General features: G+C 35.4%; 22 protein-coding genes and 1 riboswitch. Of the genes, 9 read left to right on the top strand and 13 right to left on the bottom strand.

The window, feature by feature from the left end:
• Window positions 1-6: 6 nt before the first annotated feature.
• Genes EUC40_RS22085 through EUC40_RS22070 form a run of 4 tightly spaced genes read left to right on the top strand, consistent with a single transcriptional unit; the run spans window position 7 to window position 2,446 of the window.
• The gene (locus tag EUC40_RS22085) at window positions 7-1,239 is read left to right on the top strand and encodes an ABC transporter permease (RefSeq protein WP_156576620.1); all 1,233 of its coding nucleotides are present in this window, start codon (window positions 7-9) and stop codon (window positions 1,237-1,239) included.
• Window positions 1,240-1,890, top strand: a complete 651-nt coding sequence (locus EUC40_RS22080; protein WP_156576619.1) for an ABC transporter ATP-binding protein — start codon at window positions 1,240-1,242, stop codon at window positions 1,888-1,890. It begins immediately after the preceding gene.
• Between the two features lie 31 nt (window positions 1,891-1,921).
• A complete protein-coding gene (locus EUC40_RS22075) occupies window positions 1,922-2,125 on the top strand; it encodes a hypothetical protein (protein ID WP_244322173.1) in 204 nt (67 codons plus the stop codon).
• 48 nt (window positions 2,126-2,173) lie between these two features.
• Window positions 2,174-2,446, top strand: a complete 273-nt coding sequence (locus EUC40_RS22070; RefSeq protein ID WP_156576617.1) for a sugar ABC transporter ATPase — start codon at window positions 2,174-2,176, stop codon at window positions 2,444-2,446.
• A 26-nt stretch (window positions 2,447-2,472) separates the two neighbouring features.
• Here the strand turns inward: EUC40_RS22070 and EUC40_RS22065 are convergent, their stop codons facing one another.
• The 4 genes from EUC40_RS22065 to EUC40_RS22050 all read right to left on the bottom strand — a co-directional run bounded on the left by EUC40_RS22065 (window position 2,473) and on the right by EUC40_RS22050 (window position 7,629).
• A complete protein-coding gene (locus tag EUC40_RS22065) occupies window positions 2,473-3,462 on the bottom strand; it encodes an ABC transporter permease (RefSeq protein ID WP_156576616.1) in 990 nt (329 codons plus the stop codon).
• Entirely contained in the window at window positions 3,446-4,933 is a 1,488-nt protein-coding gene (locus EUC40_RS22060; protein ID WP_156576615.1) for a sugar ABC transporter ATP-binding protein, read from the bottom strand. The genes EUC40_RS22065 and EUC40_RS22060 overlap by 17 nt, the downstream gene beginning before the upstream one ends.
• Complete coding sequence (locus EUC40_RS22055) at window positions 4,930-6,042, bottom strand: sugar ABC transporter substrate-binding protein (protein WP_156576614.1); 1,113 nt, start codon at window positions 6,040-6,042, stop codon at window positions 4,930-4,932. The genes EUC40_RS22060 and EUC40_RS22055 overlap by 4 nt, the downstream gene beginning before the upstream one ends.
• 88 nt (window positions 6,043-6,130) lie before the next feature.
• A riboswitch (SAM riboswitch) is annotated at window positions 6,131-6,236 on the bottom strand.
• 91 nt (window positions 6,237-6,327) lie between these two features.
• Complete coding sequence (locus EUC40_RS22050) at window positions 6,328-7,629, bottom strand: NCS2 family permease (RefSeq protein WP_071711543.1); 1,302 nt, start codon at window positions 7,627-7,629, stop codon at window positions 6,328-6,330.
• A gap of 220 nt (window positions 7,630-7,849) precedes the next feature.
• Here EUC40_RS22050 and EUC40_RS22045 point away from each other — a divergent pair, with 220 nt between their 5' ends.
• The 3 genes from EUC40_RS22045 to EUC40_RS22035 all read left to right on the top strand — a co-directional run bounded on the left by EUC40_RS22045 (window position 7,850) and on the right by EUC40_RS22035 (window position 9,967).
• Entirely contained in the window at window positions 7,850-8,716 is an 867-nt protein-coding gene (locus EUC40_RS22045; protein WP_156576613.1) for an SDR family oxidoreductase, read from the top strand.
• A gap of 68 nt (window positions 8,717-8,784) precedes the next feature.
• Window positions 8,785-9,546: a L,D-transpeptidase gene (locus EUC40_RS22040; RefSeq protein ID WP_156576612.1), complete on the top strand. Its 762-nt coding sequence runs from the start codon at window positions 8,785-8,787 to the stop codon at window positions 9,544-9,546.
• A gap of 169 nt (window positions 9,547-9,715) precedes the next feature.
• A complete protein-coding gene (locus EUC40_RS22035; RefSeq protein WP_000834197.1) occupies window positions 9,716-9,967 on the top strand; it encodes a hypothetical protein in 252 nt (83 codons plus the stop codon).
• A gap of 32 nt (window positions 9,968-9,999) precedes the next feature.
• Here EUC40_RS22035 and EUC40_RS22030 read toward each other — a convergent pair whose 3' ends face one another.
• From EUC40_RS22030 to EUC40_RS21990, 9 genes are all read right to left on the bottom strand, one after another.
• Complete coding sequence (locus EUC40_RS22030) at window positions 10,000-10,215, bottom strand: DUF1540 domain-containing protein (RefSeq protein ID WP_156576611.1); 216 nt, start codon at window positions 10,213-10,215, stop codon at window positions 10,000-10,002.
• A gap of 72 nt (window positions 10,216-10,287) precedes the next feature.
• Complete coding sequence (locus EUC40_RS22025) at window positions 10,288-10,707, bottom strand: thioredoxin family protein (RefSeq protein ID WP_071711547.1); 420 nt, start codon at window positions 10,705-10,707, stop codon at window positions 10,288-10,290.
• 12 nt (window positions 10,708-10,719) lie between these two features.
• Window positions 10,720-11,139 (bottom strand): disulfide formation protein C, encoded by a 420-nt coding sequence (locus EUC40_RS22020; protein WP_000532256.1) that lies wholly within the window; start codon window positions 11,137-11,139, stop codon window positions 10,720-10,722.
• A 164-nt stretch (window positions 11,140-11,303) separates the two neighbouring features.
• Window positions 11,304-11,552 carry a YhdB family protein gene (locus EUC40_RS22015; protein WP_001195459.1) on the bottom strand — a complete coding sequence of 83 codons (249 nt, stop codon included), beginning with the start codon at window positions 11,550-11,552 and terminating at the stop codon, window positions 11,304-11,306.
• A 124-nt stretch (window positions 11,553-11,676) separates the two neighbouring features.
• A complete protein-coding gene (locus EUC40_RS22010; protein WP_071711548.1) occupies window positions 11,677-12,186 on the bottom strand; it encodes a PCYCGC domain-containing protein in 510 nt (169 codons plus the stop codon).
• Between the two features lie 45 nt (window positions 12,187-12,231).
• Window positions 12,232-13,341 carry a GerAB/ArcD/ProY family transporter gene (locus EUC40_RS22005; protein ID WP_156576610.1) on the bottom strand — a complete coding sequence of 370 codons (1,110 nt, stop codon included), beginning with the start codon at window positions 13,339-13,341 and terminating at the stop codon, window positions 12,232-12,234.
• 12 nt (window positions 13,342-13,353) lie between these two features.
• A complete protein-coding gene (gene gerYC / locus EUC40_RS22000) occupies window positions 13,354-14,436 on the bottom strand; it encodes a spore germination protein GerYC (protein WP_156576609.1) in 1,083 nt (360 codons plus the stop codon).
• Window positions 14,433-15,938, bottom strand: coding sequence for a spore germination protein (locus tag EUC40_RS21995; protein ID WP_156576608.1), 1,506 nt, complete (start codon window positions 15,936-15,938; stop codon window positions 14,433-14,435). The genes gerYC and EUC40_RS21995 overlap by 4 nt, the downstream gene beginning before the upstream one ends.
• A gap of 124 nt (window positions 15,939-16,062) precedes the next feature.
• Complete coding sequence (locus EUC40_RS21990) at window positions 16,063-16,659, bottom strand: hypothetical protein (protein ID WP_156576607.1); 597 nt, start codon at window positions 16,657-16,659, stop codon at window positions 16,063-16,065.
• Between the two features lie 234 nt (window positions 16,660-16,893).
• Here EUC40_RS21990 and EUC40_RS21985 point away from each other — a divergent pair, with 234 nt between their 5' ends.
• Both EUC40_RS21985 and spoVR read left to right on the top strand, forming a co-directional pair.
• On the top strand, window positions 16,894-17,454 hold the full coding sequence (locus tag EUC40_RS21985; protein WP_156576606.1) for a nitroreductase family protein: 561 nt from the start codon (window positions 16,894-16,896) through the stop codon (window positions 17,452-17,454).
• Between the two features lie 115 nt (window positions 17,455-17,569).
• Window positions 17,570-18,988 carry a stage V sporulation protein SpoVR gene (gene spoVR / locus EUC40_RS21980; RefSeq protein WP_156576605.1) on the top strand — a complete coding sequence of 473 codons (1,419 nt, stop codon included), beginning with the start codon at window positions 17,570-17,572 and terminating at the stop codon, window positions 18,986-18,988.
• The last annotated feature ends 87 nt before the right edge of the window (window positions 18,989-19,075 follow it).

The raw sequence follows: 19,075 nt of genomic DNA, 5'->3' as shown, positions 1-19,075 counted from the left end.
GTCGTCATGTTTTTTATATTTGATTCTATACGGTCTGTGAAAAAACGGTTGTTATCAAGTTTGATGATAGTAATTTCTTTAGTGATTGCATTTTCTTCAGCTATAGAATTTATTAGTAATCTTTCGGGATATCGAAAAATGATGACAGTGGCGAATAATTTATCGACTAATAAAAATTTCTATGAACTTTATGCGACGCAAGATATAACGTTATTTAGCGAAGAAAAAGCGAAAAATGATTATCAACATTTCATTCAAGGGTTATCTAATACAATACCAATAACAAATAAAACAAATTATTTGTTCCGTAACTATTCATTTAATTTAAAAAAAGAAAATGGAACGATAAAGACTCTTATTGTTGATAAAGATATTAATAAATACTTTCATGTACGAATTTCACAAGGAAGATATTTTGAGGAGTCGGAATTTCATAAATCAGTATTTGATATTAGACCTGTTATATTAGGGGCTCATTATAAAGAAAAGGTGTTTATTGGGGATATCATACCATCTGGAAAAATGAAGCTAAAAGTAATTGGCTTTTTAGAGAGAAATTCACCATTTACATATCCTCGGAGCGGTGAAATATCGGATAATCGTATTACATTATTAGATGACATGGCTATTTTACCAATTGGAACAGAAGAAATAGAGTTCTATAGTGTAGAACTTTTATACAATGGGTTAATTATAGAAACAAATGAGAAGATAAATATAAATGAATTTCAAAAGAATGTATTAAAGGTAACAGAAGGTAAGGGGTATTCGTATTATGTTACAAATCCGAATAAATTGTTAGAAAACGAAAAGCAAGGTATTGATAATATGTCATACCCCTTATTATTAAGCGGCACAGTTTTATTTTTTTCATTTCTATCTATTGTATTAACATCAATAGCAGCACTTTATATGGAGCGTAAAAATATTTCTATTAAATCAGCATTAGGTGCAAGTACTTTTCAAATATGTCTTCCATTTATTATTGAGTATATGTTGTTATTCATTTTATCGATATGTATAGGAACTACGTATTTTCAATGGGAGAATAGTGGAGCGATTGAAATTCAAAAAGGGTTAGAAAATAGCACCGTATCTTTTTTTGGAACGTTACAAGTATCTAAAGAATCATTGATTGTTATAAGTACGATAGCAATTGTAATGATCTTCATTATATATACAATTATTTATTTCAATGTATTAAAAATAAAAAATACATGTATGAAAGAGGTGTTATAGATGATCCAGCTCGCAAATGTGGCTAAGGGCTTTGGAAAGAATGATTTTAGTGCTTTAAAGGATATTAATCTTACAATAGAAAAAGGCGAAATGATAGCTATTATGGGGCCCTCTGGTTCTGGGAAATCTACTCTCCTTAACATTATTGGCTTAATCGATAGCCCCTCTGCTGGAAAGTATTTTTTAGATGGAATGGATACGAGTACATTAAAAGCAAATTATCATAAGTATAGAAATACGGAAGTTGGATTTGTGTTTCAGAACTTTTCGCTACTCGATGATTATACAGTTGTTGAAAATGTAATGCTTCCGCTTGTATATAGAAGAATTTCTCATAAGAAACGTATGCAAATATCAAAAGAAATGCTGAAAATGGTAGGGCTTGAGGGGCATATTAACAAATATCCTTACGAGTTATCAGGAGGAGAACAGCAAAGAACAGCGATAGCAAGGGCTTTAGCACAAGATACAAAAATTATACTTGCTGATGAACCGACTGGTGCTCTTGATCAAGAAAACGGGAAGAAAATTATGAGTATTTTACAAGAGATTAATAAAGAAGGAAAAACAGTATTAGTCGTTACACATGACCCGAAGGTAGCTACATATTGTCAGAGGACGATACGTTTGCTTGATGGGTATATGGTATAATATGGATAAAATGTATAGAGAGGTGATACATATGAAAAATGTATATAAAGGACTTAGGCATACCGGATTTACTGCAATGCTTATTTTTGGAGGGGTATTTCTACTTCGCTGGCTCATACATGATGAGATGCTACTGGATCAGCTTATTGGATTTAGTGTAGGAATGGTAATGGTTGTTTCATCGATTTTTATTCAAAAGTATAGTAAAGAATTACATGTAAATGAGAAATATTAAAGGATTCTAATCTCTTTTGAGTAGTTTGATTGTAGAGGAGGCTTTCGTATGATTTTCTTATTTGCTATATATTTTGTTTTTATTATGACATTAGTAATTACGTTTTTTCTGTTTAAAAAATCATATAAAAAGCCCTTCATTAAATATATACCGACGTTCATATTGTTTATTTTGGCTTTCATTTCTTCTATTATATTTGTGTTTCATAACGGAATGGGAGAGCTTATGATAGCAGTCTTCTTAGGAAGTGCGGCAGTAGCGAACTTTTTCTTACTTCTTGCATTGAAAGTAGTTCGTTTGGTTGTTGCAAAGGGAAAATAGAGCATCGAATTCGATGCTCTACTTTTTTATTTACGCTTCTTTTTAATAAATGAAAAGGCTAAAGCTGTAATTAAAATACTGCCTTTAATGATATCTTGTGCATAATAAGGAACGTTCATCATTGTAAGTCCATTTAATATGATTCCAATTAATATAGAACCGAGGAATGTTCCGATGACATTTGGTTTCTTGGCACCGAACATTGCATAACCGATATAGGCAGCTGCAACTGCATCCATTAACAATGGGGCACCAGCCGAAACTTGCCCTGTTCCAACGCGGCTGCATAGAATAATGCCGCCAATGGAGGCAAGGAAACCGCTAATCATATAAGCATATACACGATAACGATCGGTAGGGATACCGGCTAATCTAGCAGCTTCTCGATTTCCACCTGTCATATAAAAGAAACGACCGTACGTTGTTTTTTCTAAAAATAGATGTGCAATTAAAACGACGATAAGCATGATAATGACAGGGACTGGAATTCCTAAAATAGAACCCTGACCGATAAATAAAAAGGATGGAATAAAATGTCCTTTGGCACCAGACATTCCTTCATAAATTGAAGATCCTTTTGAAAATGTTAAGTGTAGTCCATTAACGATATACATGATACTTAACGTAGCTAGTAAGTCTGGTAGTTTAATTCGGATAACGAGTAGTGCATTTAATAATCCAACTAATAGCCCGCAAAGAATAGGAACAAGGAGTGTAACTAATAGTTCTTGTCGATATAAAACGAGACAGGAAGCAGCGGCAATTGTTGCTAAACTAGCGGTGGAGCCGACTGATAAATCAAATCCATCTACAATTAATGTAAAGGTAACACCGATTGCAAGTAACGTTACGATAGAAATAGAACGTAAAATATCACTAATATTGTTGTAGGTTAAAAAAGAATCATTGACGATAGAGAAAAAAATTGTAACACCTATAATGATAGCAATTGTACTAAATTGATAAAAAAGATGAGTAGGTAAATATAGTTTCTTAGTTTTATGAACGAGATTCAATGGAATAGCTCCCTTCAGATAAATGTAAAAGCTGTTCAGGAGACAGATCGTTTGGCAAGTATTCACCTACAAACTCTCCGTTTGCCAGTATAAGAATACGATCGGCGATATGCAGTGCTTCATCTTGTTCTCCTGTAAAATAAATGACGGAACTGCCGTCTTCTGTAATGTTGCGAATGAATTGGAAAATGTCTTGTTTTGCAGCGATGTCTACCCCTTTAGTTGGCTCGTCCAAAAGAAATAGATTAGGTTTGAATCCATCCCACTTTGCAATTGAGACTTTTTGTTGGTTTCCACCACTAAGTGAATGAATAAAGACTTTTGGGTCATTTGGCGAAATGCTGAAAGAAGAAATTGCCGTGATGGCATTATTTAATTCGGTTTGTTTTCTTCGCCAACCTGATTGGTGTAAATTTGTGTGACTTATAATATTTTCTGAAAGGAATATACCTTGTTTTCTTCTTTCTTCTGGTACAAGTGCAATTTTCGCTTTAATCGCATCTCGTGGTGTTTTAATTGTGATGTTGTGACCATCTATTTCTGCGTGATAAGTATGACGAGCACCAAATAAGGTCTCAGCAAGTGTTGTTTTGCCGCTTCCAATTAATCCGTATATCACAACAGTTTCTCCTTTTCGTATTGTAAGAGAAAGGGGAGAATGATCTTCGCGTAATTGAAGCTCTTGTACTTTAAATAATTCTTCGCTCCCGCGTTTTGGTGCTGTATTAATAGGCAGTGTAAGTTGTTTGCCAGTCATTGCTTCCACAATTTGTTGATCTGTAATCTTTGTAATAGCTTCAGAAAGGGAAACCTTCCCATTATGTAATACAGTTACATCATCTGCGAAATTTCGAATCTCGGATAAACGATGAGAAATTAAGATAATGCCAATACCTTTTGCTGTTAAATCTTTTAATAGTTTCCCAAAGGTTTCAACCTCTTTTGGTCCAAGAGAAGAAGTAGGTTCATCTAATAAAAGATAATTTGTATTGTTAGATAAAGCTCTTGCGATAAGAAGTAATTGCTTTTCATATAATGAGCAGTTTGAAACATCTTCCGAAACATTTAAATTTACCTGTACGGTTTGTAAATGTTGTTTAGCAAGTGCGACTAATTTGGACTTTGAAAATAGTACTTTGTTTTGCATTGCTAAATGATCGATTAGTACATTTTCTAATACGGACAATCCGGGAATAAGTCCGTGATCTACTTCTTGTGTTACAAAAGAAATACCGTGCTTTTTTGCATAGCGTGGTGAAGTAAAGGAAACAGGCTGATTATCAATTTTTAAATCGCCAGCAACCGGTTGAATTTCACCAGTCGCTATTTTTAGTAAAGTACTTTTTCCTGCACCGTTCATTCCTAGTAAAGCATGCACTTTTCCTTTTTTGATATGAATCGAAACATCTTCTAGAACTGGTGTAGTGACATGATAAGAATGTGTAATGTTTTGAAGAGAGAATGTCATCATTTTTTCTCCTTCTCTAATTTTTTCATCCAAGGAGAATATGCATCTTTTGAGTCTCCCCAACCGTTTATATATTTTGATAACTGATCCATCGTGATATTTTCTTTTGGTAAACTATTTTTCTTTACTAAATAAGGTTCTAGTGAATAAATATCTGGCGTTTGTTCACCAGCAATTTTTTTGTATAAAAATCGTACTTGAACTTTACCTACTTCAGCTGGATCAGTTGCAGCAGTAGCTGTCCAAGGAGAGTTTTCTTTTTGCATAAGTTGTAAATCTTCATTACTTAAGTCAATGCTGTATACTTTTATATCTGTACGATTCGCTTGTTCGAGTGCTTTGACAGCCCCTTTAGCAAACTCATCCCACGAAGCAAAAATAGCTTGTAAATCTCCTTTTTTCGGATATTTTTTTAGTAAAGCTTCTACTTGTGTTTGTGTATCAAGTGGTGTGTTATTACTAGCGGTACCAAAGCGTGCCACTTCTTTTATATTTGGATAACGTTTATAAAAAGCATCAATGATAACATTGCGACGTTCCATTGGGGCAAATCCGCCAACCCATACGACTGCGATATTTCCTTGTCCATTCAAATCTTCCGCTAACGTTTTTAAAGATTTCCACGCAAGACTATAGTCATCTTGATCAATAATCGTTACACCCGGTAAGCGTAGATCGTTATCAAACGCTACTACGGGAATATTAGCTTGTAATGCTTTTTCTACTCCAGGTTTTAGCGCTTCAGATCGGCCATGATCAATTAAAATGCCATCCACTTTTGAATTGATAGCAGTATCTAAATTTGCAGCCATTTTTGCTAAATCGTTATCAGAATTGTAGACTTGCACGCTGCCGCCAAATAGCTCTACTTGTTTTTTGACGCCCTCAATATATTGAGAGGAAAAAGTTCCGATGGACATTTGCATAATTAATGCGATTTTTAATGGCTTCTTCACTTGGCTTGGAACTTCTGTTAGTAAGTTGTTTTCTACTGTTGTAGTCGTTTTTTTCACAGTTTGTTGCTTTTGTGAGGAGATAGCATCTTGTTCATTTGTACAAGCTGTCAATGTAAATAAGAGAAAAATAAGTACGATGGAACATAATTTTTTCATGAAAAAATCCCTCCTAAACTAAGAAGAGAGGGGAGGGAGTGAAAATAAAAAACGCCTTTTCATATAGAAAAGACGTCTTATCATATTACTCTTATCTTTCAACACGACGTGTTGTAAGAATTAGCACCGTGCCCATAAATGGGTCGGTTGCCGGGCTTCGTAGGGCTCATCCCTCCACCTGCTCTTGATAAGACATCGAATATTTAACTATTTCGAATTATTCCATAAGTTTATGGCGTTGTCAAATAATTTTTTGTAAAAAAAAATCCCTCGCAAAGAGGGATTTTAATGTGGTAAGAAAATCAATTGATAAGCGAACAAGATTCCGAATAAATACACAAGTGGGTGAACGGCACGGAATTGTCCTTTTGCCACTTTCATAAGTGGGTATGAAATAAATCCAAGTGCGATACCTGTTGCGATACTTGATGTAAGTGGCATGCTTAAAATGACTAAGAATGCTGGGAATGCTTCATCAAATGCGTCCCAATCAATGTGACGAACTGAACCCATCATAAGACTACCAACGATAATTAGAGATGGGGCAGTAATAGCTGATACACCAGAAACGGCACTTACTAATGGTCCGAAGAACGCTGCTAGTGCGAATAGAACAGCTACTGTAACAGTTGTTAAACCAGTACGACCACCAGCTGCAACACCAGCAGATGATTCAATGTAAGCTGTTGATGGTGTTGTTCCGAACATAGAACCGATTGTTGCTGAGAATGAGTCAGATAGAAGAGCTCGTCCTGCTTTTGGAAGCTTTCCGTCTTTCATAAAGCCACCTTGTTGCGCTACCCCAAGTAATGTACCTGTTGTATCGAATAATGTAACAAGGAAGAATGAGAATACAACGCCGTATAATCCGTAGTTAATTACGTCAGATACAGCAGTAATTGGATTTGAAACGATAATTCCTTCTGGTAATCCAGGCATTGATGTAACACCGTTTGAGAATGTTAATTGTCCCGTGAAGTAAGCGATAATACCAGTTAATAGCATTCCGATAAATAGTGCGCCATTTACATTTAAAGACATAAGGACAATTGTAATCCCAAGACCAGCTAATGCTAGTAGTACTGGAGCAGAATGCAAATCACCAAGACCAACTAAGTTTGCATCATTTTTTGTAACGATCCCTGTTAAACGTAAACCGATAAAGGCGATGAAAAGACCGATACCAGCAGTAATTGCATGTTTTAAGTTTTCAGGAATTGCTTCCATTAATTTTGTACGGAATGATGTAAATGATAACAAAATTAAAATCATACCTGCTACGAATACAGCAGAGAATGCAATCGCGAAAGTCATGCCTTCATGAGCTTTTACAACAGAGTAAGAGAAGTAAGCATTTAATCCCATCCCTGGTGCAATTGCGATTGGTAAGTTTGTAAAGATCGCCATAAATAATGTTCCGACAACAGCAGCGATAATTGTTGCTGTAAATGCTTGTTCGAATGGAACACCTGCATCACCAAGGATGACAGGGTTTACGACAATAATATATGCCATTGTTAAGAAGGTAATAGTACCCGCCATAATTTCAGTTTTAATAGAAGTTTTATGTTTTGAAAGGTTAAACATATAAACATCCTTTCTGTTTACGAATAATTTTCACAACAGTTATATATAATATTCGTTTTTTGTGCATTTTGCAATAGTTTTGCATAAAAAGTTTACAATAATTCATATTTTGTGTCTTAAATTCGAATATTAACCGTAGAACTACGTGTAAAATACGCTTTTTATGTATAAGTAGTTTTTATTATTGTGCACATGATAAGGAAAAGGAGCTGATTGAAGTATGCCTCAGCAAAAAAACTTTTTAACAATGCCTGCGCAACATCAGGATAAACAGCCTGGTATTGAATCATTAATGAATCCACTTCCGCAGTTTGAAGATCCAAATTATAAAGGTAGCGAAAAGTTAAAAGGAAAGAATGTATTAATTACAGGGGGAGATAGTGGGATTGGAAGAGCTGTGTCTATCGCTTTTGCAAAAGAGGGAGCGAACATTGCGATTGCTTATTTAGATGAGGAAGAAGACGCAAACGAGACGAAACAGCGTGTGGAAAAAGAAGGCGTGAAGTGTGTATTGTTGCCGGGTGATTTAAGTAATGAACAACAGTGTAAAAATGTTGTGGAAGAGACCGCTCGGCAGTTAGGCGGTTTAAATATTGTTGTGAATAACGTTGCACAGCAATATCCCCAGCAAGGATTAGAGTATATTACAGCGGAACAGCTAGAGAAAACGTTTCGGATTAATATTTTTTCTTATTTTCATGTTACGAAAGCAGCACTTGCTCACTTGAAACAAGGGGATGTCATTATAAATACGGCATCTATCGTTGCGTACGAAGGAAATGAAACGTTAATTGATTATTCCGCAACGAAAGGGGCTATTGTAGCTTTTACAAGATCGCTTTCTCAGTCGTTAGTACAAAAAGGAATTCGTGTAAATGGTGTCGCACCAGGACCAATTTGGACACCGCTTATCCCATCAAGCTTTGATGAAAAGAAAGTATCACAGTTTGGAAGCAATGTTCCGATGCAAAGACCTGGTCAACCATATGAATTAGCGCCTGCATATGTATATTTAGCTTCTGGAGATTCTTCCTATGTTACAGGACAAATGATACATGTAAACGGGGGGGTTATTGTAAATGGATAGTTTTCATTTATAAGAGCAAAGTAAAGCTAATTACATTTATTATGATATTAGTGCTAGGGAGGATTTAGATGAAAAAAATATGGTGTATCGTAATCCTATTTTTCTGCCTACCAGCTAGCGCTTTTGCTAATACAGATCATTTAATACTAGTGAATCTTACGACAAATCAGCTATCTTTTTTTGAAGATGGAAACTATACGAGGACGTTTCCAATAACGACTGGAAGGGATCGCACCCCAACACCAGAAGGGAATTTTTGTATTATAACTAAATATAAAAATAAAGAATACCATCGTAAAAAGATACCTGGTGGTGCACCGAATAATCCTCTTGGTACAAGGTGGCTCGGACTAGATAAAAAGGAGTATGCAATTCACGGGACGAATAGAGAATGGACGATTGGAAGTAGGGAATCGAATGGTTGTATTCGCATGCATGACAGAGATATACAATGGCTATATGACCGAGTACAATTGCAGACAAAAGTAATCATTTCTCGTTTTCATACGAGTCCCGAATTTGAAGCGAATAAGCTGGGGTATCGCGTTGTGAGCTGGAATGGTCGTAAAGTGGAAGAAGAACAAATTGGAATACTTACGTTAGTAGACCGTGTCAATATATATTGGCAAGAGCCAAATGGGCAATTAACAAAAGTGAAAACAGTATTACCAAACGAAAGGTATGCAGTGTATGCCAAAAGGAAAGATGGAACCTATTATATAGGAAACAATTTGTATATTATGGATGAAACGGGAGAAAAAGTTCGTTATGAGCAAATTCCTGCTCCGATTTTAAGTAATATATATAAACGGAAATATAATGTACTGTAAGAGCTACCGTGTATAGACGGTAGCTTATTTGTAATTTAGGGAAGCAAATTTTGCATAAATTATTAAATTAGACGAATCGCGATGCACGTAAATAGAAGGATAAAAAAAGAAACAGCAACTATTGTATTTTGCTGAATATAATACAGTACAGATTGGGGGCGGTTATATTATGAAAAGTGAATTTGCGTTCAAAGTTTTCTTAGTAACGACCTGTTTATTTATCGTGTATTTGTATGCATTTCTCGTCTTTTCTTTTTATGTTCCATATGTTGATTTAATATTGTTCTTCGGATTTATTTGGGCGTTTGTGAAAGCAAGAGAAGGGGAGAAGAGTATATACCGGCGCATTACCCTATGCGGGACAGTCGTTCTCGTTATTTTGTACTTTTTTATGATGCATGATTTTTGGAGAGGAATGTAAAAAAGCATACGATTAATCGTATGCTTTTATGTTTAATATTTTGGCTTAAATGTATGACAACAAGTCTCTACACTCGTTGTTACAGAACTTTCTAGCGTCTCGTTTGTTAAAACCGCGCCTGTATATAAATCATTTGTATTCGAACCCGCTTCTTCTGCATCTGGTTGAACAACGATTGCACTTGCTTGACAAAAGTTACCTTGTCCCCAAAATGAGCAATTGGAAACAGAGCATTTCACTTCTGGCATAAAACCCCCTCCTTATACATTAGTGTGGGATTTTACGCCCATTTCATGTGTAGAAGGAGTTTCCTTTTCTCGTTATTTCTTTGTTTGTTCAAACCACTCTTTGAATTTTTCTTTTGATTGTTCTCCGCCAATACGGCTTACTTCTTTACCATCTTTAAAATGAATAATTGTCGGTGTTCCTTTAATGTCGTACTTATCCCAAGGCTCGTTTAAATTTTCAATATCAATTACTTTCATATCAACATTTAAATCTTTCGCTAAAGGTACAACAGTAGGAGAGACCTTTTGACAATGAACGCAAGAGGTTTGATAAAAGTAAATCGTTTGTTCTTTTTTATCTTCTATATTTTTATTGAGATCTTCAAGAGAAATTTTATTTGAATAGTAATCTTTTTCACCTGTCGATGCGTTTTTCTTTTCCATTTGTGTTACAGCAAAGATTGCGGCAAACAGGACGATAATAATACCGCCAAATATAAGCATTTTTTTCATTTTTTCATCTCCTTATTTGTTTTTAATTACAATAAAGCTACAAACAGCGATTGTGATAAAGCCGATAAGTGCTAAAAACGGGATTGTCACAAAGCCGAACCAGTTTATGTATTCTCCCGTACATGGTACACGACCGCAAGCTGCCCCAGCAGCTGAAAATGCTGCGATTTTTTGAATTGCATAGTGATATAAAGAAATACAAGCACCAATACTTGCGATTGGTAAAGAATAACTTGCGATGCGGTAATCTTTTTTTACTACAGCGATACCGAGCCATAAAACGAATGGATACATAAAAATACGTTGATACCAACAAAGGACACAAGGCTCAAATTTCATGATTTCGGAAAAGTATAGACTTCCTAGTGTAGCGATAAAAGAAGCTCCCCACGCGGTAAATAAAGCATATTCTTGCTTTTTTTCTCGTCCCATATTTTATACCTCTCTTATAATAGTTACATACTAAATTATAGTATGAAGTAGTACAGAAAAGAAAGAAAAAATATGTTTATCAATAAAAGTTTTATAAGGAAAAACTTTTATTGATATAAACATTTTAAAAAAGCGCTATTCTCCAGAAGAGAATAGCGCTATATTTACATTTGAATTTGCTCTACTTCTTCTACATGTGACTTTTGGGATGCGTGGTCAATATATTGAAATAGGAGCTGCAATTGTTTATCAACTTCTGGTAGTTCTTTACTGTATTGATAAGCGTGTAAAAAATGCTCAATACGTTTAGAAAATAATTGATCGTTCGTTTGAACCATGAGAACGAGTAATTTATCCCAATTACAGCAATACGTGTAATAGAGAGCTTTATCATAGTCGTTATATGTTTGCACTGTGTACCCTCCTTACTTGAGGAGTTATATATAGTGTGTGACAAGTAAGGAGAAATACACTTGAAAGAATTTGTTAAGAAAAAATGTGAATGAAAAGAAAAAACGAGGCATGTCCTCGTTTTTATTAAGCTTTTGGCATTGGTGTAGGCGTCGGTTTGCCGTACCCCTCTTTATATTTATTATCGATATAGTTACGAATTTCTAGCGTTGATTTTCCTTTTTGTTTCATCGAAGCAGATTCAACTGCGATTTCTAAGCAATTGACACAAGTCGTTGCATGGGAATCCCAAACAACTTCACCATTCTTTTTAATTTCACGAATAAAGCAGTTTTTATTATTTTTATGTCCTACACTTTCACCGCAACCGCAGTAACATGGAATCCAATCCAATAGTTCTGCATTTTGTCCAGCGACCGTGTAGATTTCTTTCATTTGTGGATCAAGTTTGTCTAGGAAGGCTGGAAGTGTGTCGATTCCTTTTGTTTTTTCTTGAATGTCAGCTTGCTGAGTGTGCGTGGCATGATCATGCTCTTCTTTTGATTCAGAAGATTTTTTGTCATTTGTACTAGTACTTCCGCAGCCAGCAAGAATTAGGCTCAGTACCGCAAGTAAAGAAAATACATACTTTTTCATTCGCTTGTCCCCTTTACAAATGTATTAATCAAATTGTATCAGAGATTACGGTGTATCGGTTGAAGATTTTTTCGACTGATTTTTGAAGCGCCATCGTAGCGAATGAAATAGAAATAAAATAGGGATATAAGCGTATACAATATATAAACCAGCCTGAGATAGTACCGTATTTAATGTATTGATACTTTCACGATTTGTGAAAAATAAAGATGAAATAAATATAGCTGCGATAAAGAGTGGCAGTGTAATTTTAAAAGGTATGTGAAAAGATCTTTTACTAATGCAACAAGAAGACCAAATTGTTAAACAAAGATTAGGTAAAATAATAAGATACCATATGAAAATAATGATGTACTCAAACCTTTGGATGAAAGGAACCTTGATGATTTTTAGCATCGTTAATGTTGGCCAAATTGTATGATGTAGTTGTCCTTGGCTGTAGTACATAAGGGAAACGACGGCCAGTATTACGTATAGAATTGTTGTAAAAGCAATACCACCATGTGCCCATTTATTTAAAGATTTTCCTTTTTTAATAAATGGATAAAAAACAAGGATTGCTTCAAATCCAAGAAATTCTAATGCAGATGCTTTCGCCGCAGTTAGAATATCTAAAGGTGAATGAGTGAGAATTGGGAAAATGTTACGAACATGTGCATATTTCATTGGGAAAACTAAGAAAAATAGGACGAAAATCGGTATGATAACGCCCCAAAAACATATGCCTGTTACAGAACGGAAGCCACCTCTAATTATGTAATAAGCTACAAGTAAAAATAGTAAAGTTAATTTCCATGGTTTAATTGTAGGAAAGACCCAAACTTGAATAACTTCAATATATGTACGAAGAACAGTAAGGCAAAATAATAGAAGATATGCGGCAAAGCATACGGAAAAAAATGTCCCAATCCACTTTCCGAAACATGTCGTATGGATATTCATTAAATCATTATCTTTTTCTAACATTTTCAGCATACAAAATAATACGATATGAGTTGCAATACCAGCGATAATAAGAGAAATCCAAGAATCATAACCGGCAAATTGTGCAATAATCCTTTGGTATCCTAACACCCCTACTCCAATTTGAAGGGAGTGTAATAGAAGGAATGTGAAATACGGGGAAACTGTATGTGTTTTATCTTGTCCAGTCATGATAGCACCTCACTATTCTCCGATACCAGATTGTACGACATTAATTTTTACATTAACAGCAACATTAACGCTAGGATACATATCTTGAATTTGTTTCATACTCCATTTTCTTGAATGACTACGAATTTCTTCACGTATACCGATTGGATCGATTTTTTTTTCTTGGAATGTTTGTATTAATTCGTTTAAATCCTTTTCAAGCGTTTTTTCTACATGTCTTTTTACGTAAGTTACATTTTCACTTTTTGATAAATCCAGCCAGCTAGGAGCATTTTTTATAAGTCCATTTAATTCCAGTCGAATGTGAACTTTTGGAATGTCACCAGTGTCGGAAAGGGAACAAACACTATTTCCAGATAAGTTTTGGGTTGCAATTAAGCCTTTATGTTTACCTTGACGTATTGGGACTTCATAACGTCCGTTTTTAGTTGGATTAATGAGTAATTTAAATAAAAAAGACCTTTTCTTATCTGTATACATAACAACTTTATCTCTTTTTAAAAATGCGAGTCCTTTAATGGAAGCAGATTTGTCTTCTGATTCTTGAATGTAAGGAAGAAATGGATCGTATCCGGATGAATAGAAGTTATATAAAAAAATATTTAAAGCTGTCCGAGGGATTGTCTCGTTTTTTATGTTTTGTTCCAGTAATTCAGATAGATATAGTGATCCATTTGTTTTGACATGTTTAAGTAATTTTTCTGCTGAACTATCTACAAGCGCGAGTTGCACATCTCGGCCAATGTTAGGATCACGTTGTAAGTTGTTAATAACATCTCCAATTCCACGTTCACCAAATGCCTTCCCAAATAGGACCACACGCATTTGACCTACAGCGATCGTATGTGGCGATTTGGCGTTTAGAAGGGAAGAGATTGTTTCAATTGTACCTGCATGAGTGGATTGAGTTTCAGGTTGAGATTGTACTCCTTTTGTGTAATCGGGATATAAAATTGTCCCGCGAAAATTTTTATCTTTCCTTATATCGAATCCACCTACGTGGATCATTCGCTGTGTATCGACTATATTTGCTTCTGTACAACCAGATTGAAAAATTAAAATGATAATGAAAAAGCATAATAAAATATTTTTCATTTTTCCTCACCGTCGCGTTTTTCTTTCGCTTTGTTTGGATCATAGCGCCATTTCTTTTTAGGTCTTAGAAAAGAAGCTCGTCCTGCAGTTTGACTAAACGGCAAGCGAAAGAGACCTTCGGCAGTTCCTAAACCTCGAAATGGGTATAAAGGTAATAAATAAGGTGATCCAAGTGATTTTAAGCGAATTAAATGAGCCAATATGAATACAAATCCGACGATAAGCCCTACACCTCCAAATGCTCCAGCTAAAATGATAAGAGGGAAGCGTAATATCCGGATAGTAGAAGACATTTTTACTGTTGGTGTTGTAAAAGAAGCTAGTGCAGACAGCGCAACAGCAATTAGTAAGATGGTGCTCGTTAAAGCAGCCTCGACAGATGCTTGTCCAATTACAATTCCGCCAACAATACCAATCGTTTGGCCGACTTTAGTCGGTAAACGCGCCCCAGCTTCGCGCAGTAATTCGATTGTAATTTCTAAAAAAAGTGCCTCCAAAACAGGTGGAAATGGTACGTTGGCTCTAGAATAAATAATAGGGCCGAGTAAATCAGCCGGAATCATTTGATAGTGATACGTTAATACTGCTGTATAAATAGCTGATGAAAACAGAGAGAATGCTGCTCCAAAAAAGCGAACTAATCTAAGAAATGATCCTGCCATCCATGGTAAATAATAGTCTTCTGGAGAGACGAAAAAATCGAGTAATGTTGCTGGTCCGGCTAATGCATATGGTGAACCGTCTGTTAAAATGACGACTCCTCCATTCAATAATGCATAAACGGAGCGATCTAAACGCTCTGTAGGTAGTAAAACAGGGAAGGGGGAGTTGCTATTATCGCTAATAAACTGTTCAATCATAGTTGCATCAAAAGGAAAATCAAAGTCAATATCTCGTAGGCGTTGCATCGCAGTATTCACATGCTGTTCATTTGTAATATCCGCCATATAAGCGACTATGATTTTTGTTTTCGATATAGAACCAACGGAAAGCTCCTTGAAAATTAATTGCTCTGTTACGATATTTCGCCGAAGTAAATGCATATTTGTATCGATATTCTCAACGAATCCGATTTTGGGACCGATGACACTATATTCATTTTCTGTATCGTTATATAATCGTGTACCTAAAGCTAAACTTTCAGCGCGGAGGAGTGCATACGTTTCTTGCTCTGAACCTTTTTTTAGCTGTACTAGTACGTAGCCGCCTAATAACTTTTCGCGAATATCATTAACGGAAGGAGAGATGATAATATCTTCAATTGCTACGATATTTGCGATATCCTCAATACTTTGAATTTCTTCTAATTTAATTTTTATAGGAGCTAGAATGAATCGTTTAATAATGAGTGATTCTACTGTAGATTGATAATAAAACAAACATAACGTCCCATCTTCTATAATGTTATAAGAAGAAAAGTCACTTGATTCTTTCATAGTGTGGATAAATTCTGGAATAGAACAAACAGTTTGTTTCTTCTTTTTAGATGATAAACGAAACATTTTCTCACCCCTGACATACATCATTTACTTGTGTTAGTTTTTGGGAAAGACGGGAATTTATACTTCAAAGTTGAAAGTTCATAAAGAAAAGGAAGAGTAGTGAATATCTCTTCCTTTTTGCATGTTAATTTGTTTTCTTTTCTTTAATAGACTGCACTAATTTCATCATTTCTGCTCGTATATCTTCTTTTTTTACATTTAATTTTTCTGCAATTTGTTTAATATCCATTCCGTCTTTTTTCATTTTTAGCACATCATCAAGAGGGGTATTACTTTTTTGAGAAATGATTGTTAATACCGTGAGCTGACGCAAGCCGATATTATATTCCTTCATTTTTTGCTTTAGCTGATCCGGTGTGGATTTTTGCATAGTTGCTAACTGTTGTAGCAGTGCTTGCTTTGTTTCTTTATTCATATGATGCTTTTTCAGCTTACTTGGATCTACACCGAAATGTTCTGCTGTTTTCTCCCAAGATTTATTTTGCTTGTAGTAAGCTAAAACATCTTTTATTTCTTTTTTACTGATTCTTGCAATATGAGCAGCTTTCCAAATTTCATGTTTGTTATAGCCTAGTTTTTCGAGCGACTGCATTTCACCTTCTGAAATAGGCTTATGATGGTGCATTGTTACTTCTTTTGGCGTAGCAGCGGAAGCAGGGAAAACAGTTGCTCCGCATAATAATGTTGCCATGGTCATACTTACTGCGATTTTTTTGTACATATAAACTCCTCCTAGATGGGTAATGTGGAAAACTGTACACATATCATTTCCATAAAATGTGAAATACTTGTGAACAAGTTAAGTTTTTTTATTCACAGCATGAAATGATTTTTTTTGGAAGTTTTCCAACATAAAACATTGATTAATAGTAAAAAACTAGGTTATAATCGAAATTGAAAATCAATATCAATAACAAGTGTTATACATATAGATAAAAATAAGGGAGAGAAAAATATGACTACATATACTTCCATCGCAAATGTGATTAAAGAAAGACGTTCTGTTCGTACATTCACAGATAAAGCAGTAGACAAAGAGTTATTAATTGAATTATTAAATGACGCAACGTGGGCACCAAATCATAAGCACCGTGAACCATGGAATTGTAAACTATACATTGGAGAAGGCCGCAAGCAATTAGTAGATGCAGTATTAAACTCTTTCACAGAAGAAGAGAGAGCCAAACGTGGTAAAATTTTATCTGATCGTTTCTTAAGCACGCCTGCACAAATCGTTGTTTACATTAATGAAGATCCACGTCAAATTCAACGTGACGAAGATTACGCTGCAACATGTGCATTTATGCAAAACTTTCAATTACTTGCTTGGGAACGCGGCTTAGGCTGTGTTTGGAAATCAGGCGGATTAAACTACAATCCATTATTTATAGAAGGAATTGGTTTAACAAGAGGCCAACGTATCGTTGGAATTCTTCACCTAGGCTATTTCGGTAAAGCGCCAGAAGGAAAAGCTCGTACACCGATTACGGAAAAGATGGAGATTATTGAAGGGTAATAGATGAGACATTCTCGTTTTTATGAGGATGTCTTTTTATTATGCAAATCAATCCTCATGAAAGCTTGTTTCCCATCATACACTTTCTTAAGGGAAAGTGTAAGGAGGGAAAATAATGAGAGCAAGTGACGATAAAGCACTGCAATATGCGATTGCAGAAATTACGGAAATTGCGACTGGATTTGGGCTTGATTTTTATCCGATGCGTTACGAAATATGTCCAGCGGAAATCATTTATACATTTGGTGCATATGGGATGCCGACGAGGTTTTCACATTGGAGTTTTGGAAAGCAATTTTTCAGAATGAAATTACAATACGATTTAGGACTTAGTAAAATATACGAACTCGTTATTAACTCTGATCCATGTTATGCCTTTTTATTAGATACGAACTCTTTAATTCAAAACAAATTAATTGTAGCGCACGTTTTAGCACACTGTGACTTCTTTAAAAATAATATTCGTTTTTCAAATACGAAGCGAGACATGGTAGAGAGTATGGCGGCAACAGCGGACCGTGTGAAAGCATATGAGCATAAGTACGGAAAGGCAGAAGTAGAAACATTTTTAGATGCCGTACTTGCTATTCAAGAGCATATTGATCCATCACTTATGCGCCCGAAACTTGCGTGGAGTATTGATGATTTAGAAGAGGAAGAAGTAGAAAAGAAAAAGGCGTCGCAATACGATGATTTATGGAATTTAGATGATCGAAATAAAAAAAGGGAACGATCCAATATACGAAAAAAGAAGAAGATTCCACCACAGCCAGAGAAAGATTTACTACTATTCATTGAAGAATATAGCCGTGAGCTTGAAGATTGGCAGCGCGACATATTAACGATGATGCGTGAGGAAATGTTATATTTCTGGCCACAGCTTGAAACGAAAATTATGAACGAAGGCTGGGCTTCCTACTGGCATCAGCGCATACTTCGTGAAATGGACTTAACATCTTCTGAAGCGATCGAATTTGCAAAGCTTAATGCGGGTGTCGTTCAGCCATCAAAAACAAGCATTAACCCATACTACCTCGGTATTAAAATGTTTGAAGATATTGAAGAACGCTACAATAACCCGACAGAAGAAATGAAACGACGTGGTGTAAAACCAGGGTCTGGTCGTGACAAAATCTTTGAAGTACGCGAAATTGAATGGGATGTATCGTTCTTAAGAAACTACTTAAATAAAGACCTCGTTATGCGAGAAGATATGTACTTATTCCAGCGCCAAGGAAAAGAGTATAAAGTAATAGATAAAGAGTGGGAACATGTGCGTGATCAACTCGTAAATATGCGGACAAATGGTGGATTCCCGTACTTAGTAGTAGAAGATGGAGACTACTTAAAGAACGGAGAATTGTACATTAAACATAGTTACGAAGGAATTGAGCTAGATTTAAAATACTTAGAAAAAGTATTGCCGTACCTTCATCAGTTATGGGGAAGAACAGTGCATATGGAGTCGATCGTGGAGGGTAAGGGCGTTGTATTTTCGTATGATGGGAAGATGGTGCATCGGAAGTATGTGTGAAGGAAGAACGGACATAGAATGCTATGTCCGTTCTTTTTATTAAATATGCTATTCTTGAAGAAAGGGAGTTATATATAGAAATGGAGC

Source organism: Bacillus luti (genome assembly GCF_009739945.1).
GTDB classification, from domain to species: domain Bacteria; phylum Bacillota; class Bacilli; order Bacillales; family Bacillaceae_G; genus Bacillus_A; species Bacillus_A luti.
The sequence above is the reverse complement of the archived record's forward strand: the minus strand, read 5'-3'. Positions and strand labels throughout refer to the sequence as shown.

Coding starts and splice junctions, on each gene's coding strand:
- EUC40_RS22055 (WP_156576614.1), bottom strand. CDS start 6,042: ATGAAAAAATTATGTTCCATCGTACTTATTTTTCTCTTATTTACATTG.
- EUC40_RS21985 (WP_156576606.1), top strand. CDS start 16,894: ATGACTACATATACTTCCATCGCAAATGTGATTAAAGAAAGACGTTCT.
- EUC40_RS22010 (WP_071711548.1), bottom strand. CDS start 12,186: ATGAAAAAGTATGTATTTTCTTTACTTGCGGTACTGAGCCTAATTCTT.
- EUC40_RS22060 (WP_156576615.1), bottom strand. CDS start 4,933: ATGATGACATTCTCTCTTCAAAACATTACACATTCTTATCATGTCACT.
- EUC40_RS22080 (WP_156576619.1), top strand. CDS start 1,240: ATGATCCAGCTCGCAAATGTGGCTAAGGGCTTTGGAAAGAATGATTTT.
- EUC40_RS22040 (WP_156576612.1), top strand. CDS start 8,785: ATGAAAAAAATATGGTGTATCGTAATCCTATTTTTCTGCCTACCAGCT.
- EUC40_RS22005 (WP_156576610.1), bottom strand. CDS start 13,341: ATGACTGGACAAGATAAAACACATACAGTTTCCCCGTATTTCACATTC.
- EUC40_RS21995 (WP_156576608.1), bottom strand. CDS start 15,938: ATGTTTCGTTTATCATCTAAAAAGAAGAAACAAACTGTTTGTTCTATT.
- EUC40_RS22085 (WP_156576620.1), top strand. CDS start 7: ATGTTTTTTATATTTGATTCTATACGGTCTGTGAAAAAACGGTTGTTA.
- EUC40_RS22035 (WP_000834197.1), top strand. CDS start 9,716: ATGAAAAGTGAATTTGCGTTCAAAGTTTTCTTAGTAACGACCTGTTTA.
- gerYC (WP_156576609.1), bottom strand. CDS start 14,436: ATGAAAAATATTTTATTATGCTTTTTCATTATCATTTTAATTTTTCAA.
- EUC40_RS22075 (WP_244322173.1), top strand. CDS start 1,922: ATGAAAAATGTATATAAAGGACTTAGGCATACCGGATTTACTGCAATG.
- EUC40_RS22020 (WP_000532256.1), bottom strand. CDS start 11,139: ATGGGACGAGAAAAAAAGCAAGAATATGCTTTATTTACCGCGTGGGGA.
- EUC40_RS21990 (WP_156576607.1), bottom strand. CDS start 16,659: ATGTACAAAAAAATCGCAGTAAGTATGACCATGGCAACATTATTATGC.
- EUC40_RS22045 (WP_156576613.1), top strand. CDS start 7,850: ATGCCTCAGCAAAAAAACTTTTTAACAATGCCTGCGCAACATCAGGAT.
- EUC40_RS22025 (WP_071711547.1), bottom strand. CDS start 10,707: ATGAAAAAAATGCTTATATTTGGCGGTATTATTATCGTCCTGTTTGCC.
- EUC40_RS22030 (WP_156576611.1), bottom strand. CDS start 10,215: ATGCCAGAAGTGAAATGCTCTGTTTCCAATTGCTCATTTTGGGGACAA.
- EUC40_RS22070 (WP_156576617.1), top strand. CDS start 2,174: ATGATTTTCTTATTTGCTATATATTTTGTTTTTATTATGACATTAGTA.
- spoVR (WP_156576605.1), top strand. CDS start 17,570: ATGAGAGCAAGTGACGATAAAGCACTGCAATATGCGATTGCAGAAATT.
- EUC40_RS22050 (WP_071711543.1), bottom strand. CDS start 7,629: ATGTTTAACCTTTCAAAACATAAAACTTCTATTAAAACTGAAATTATG.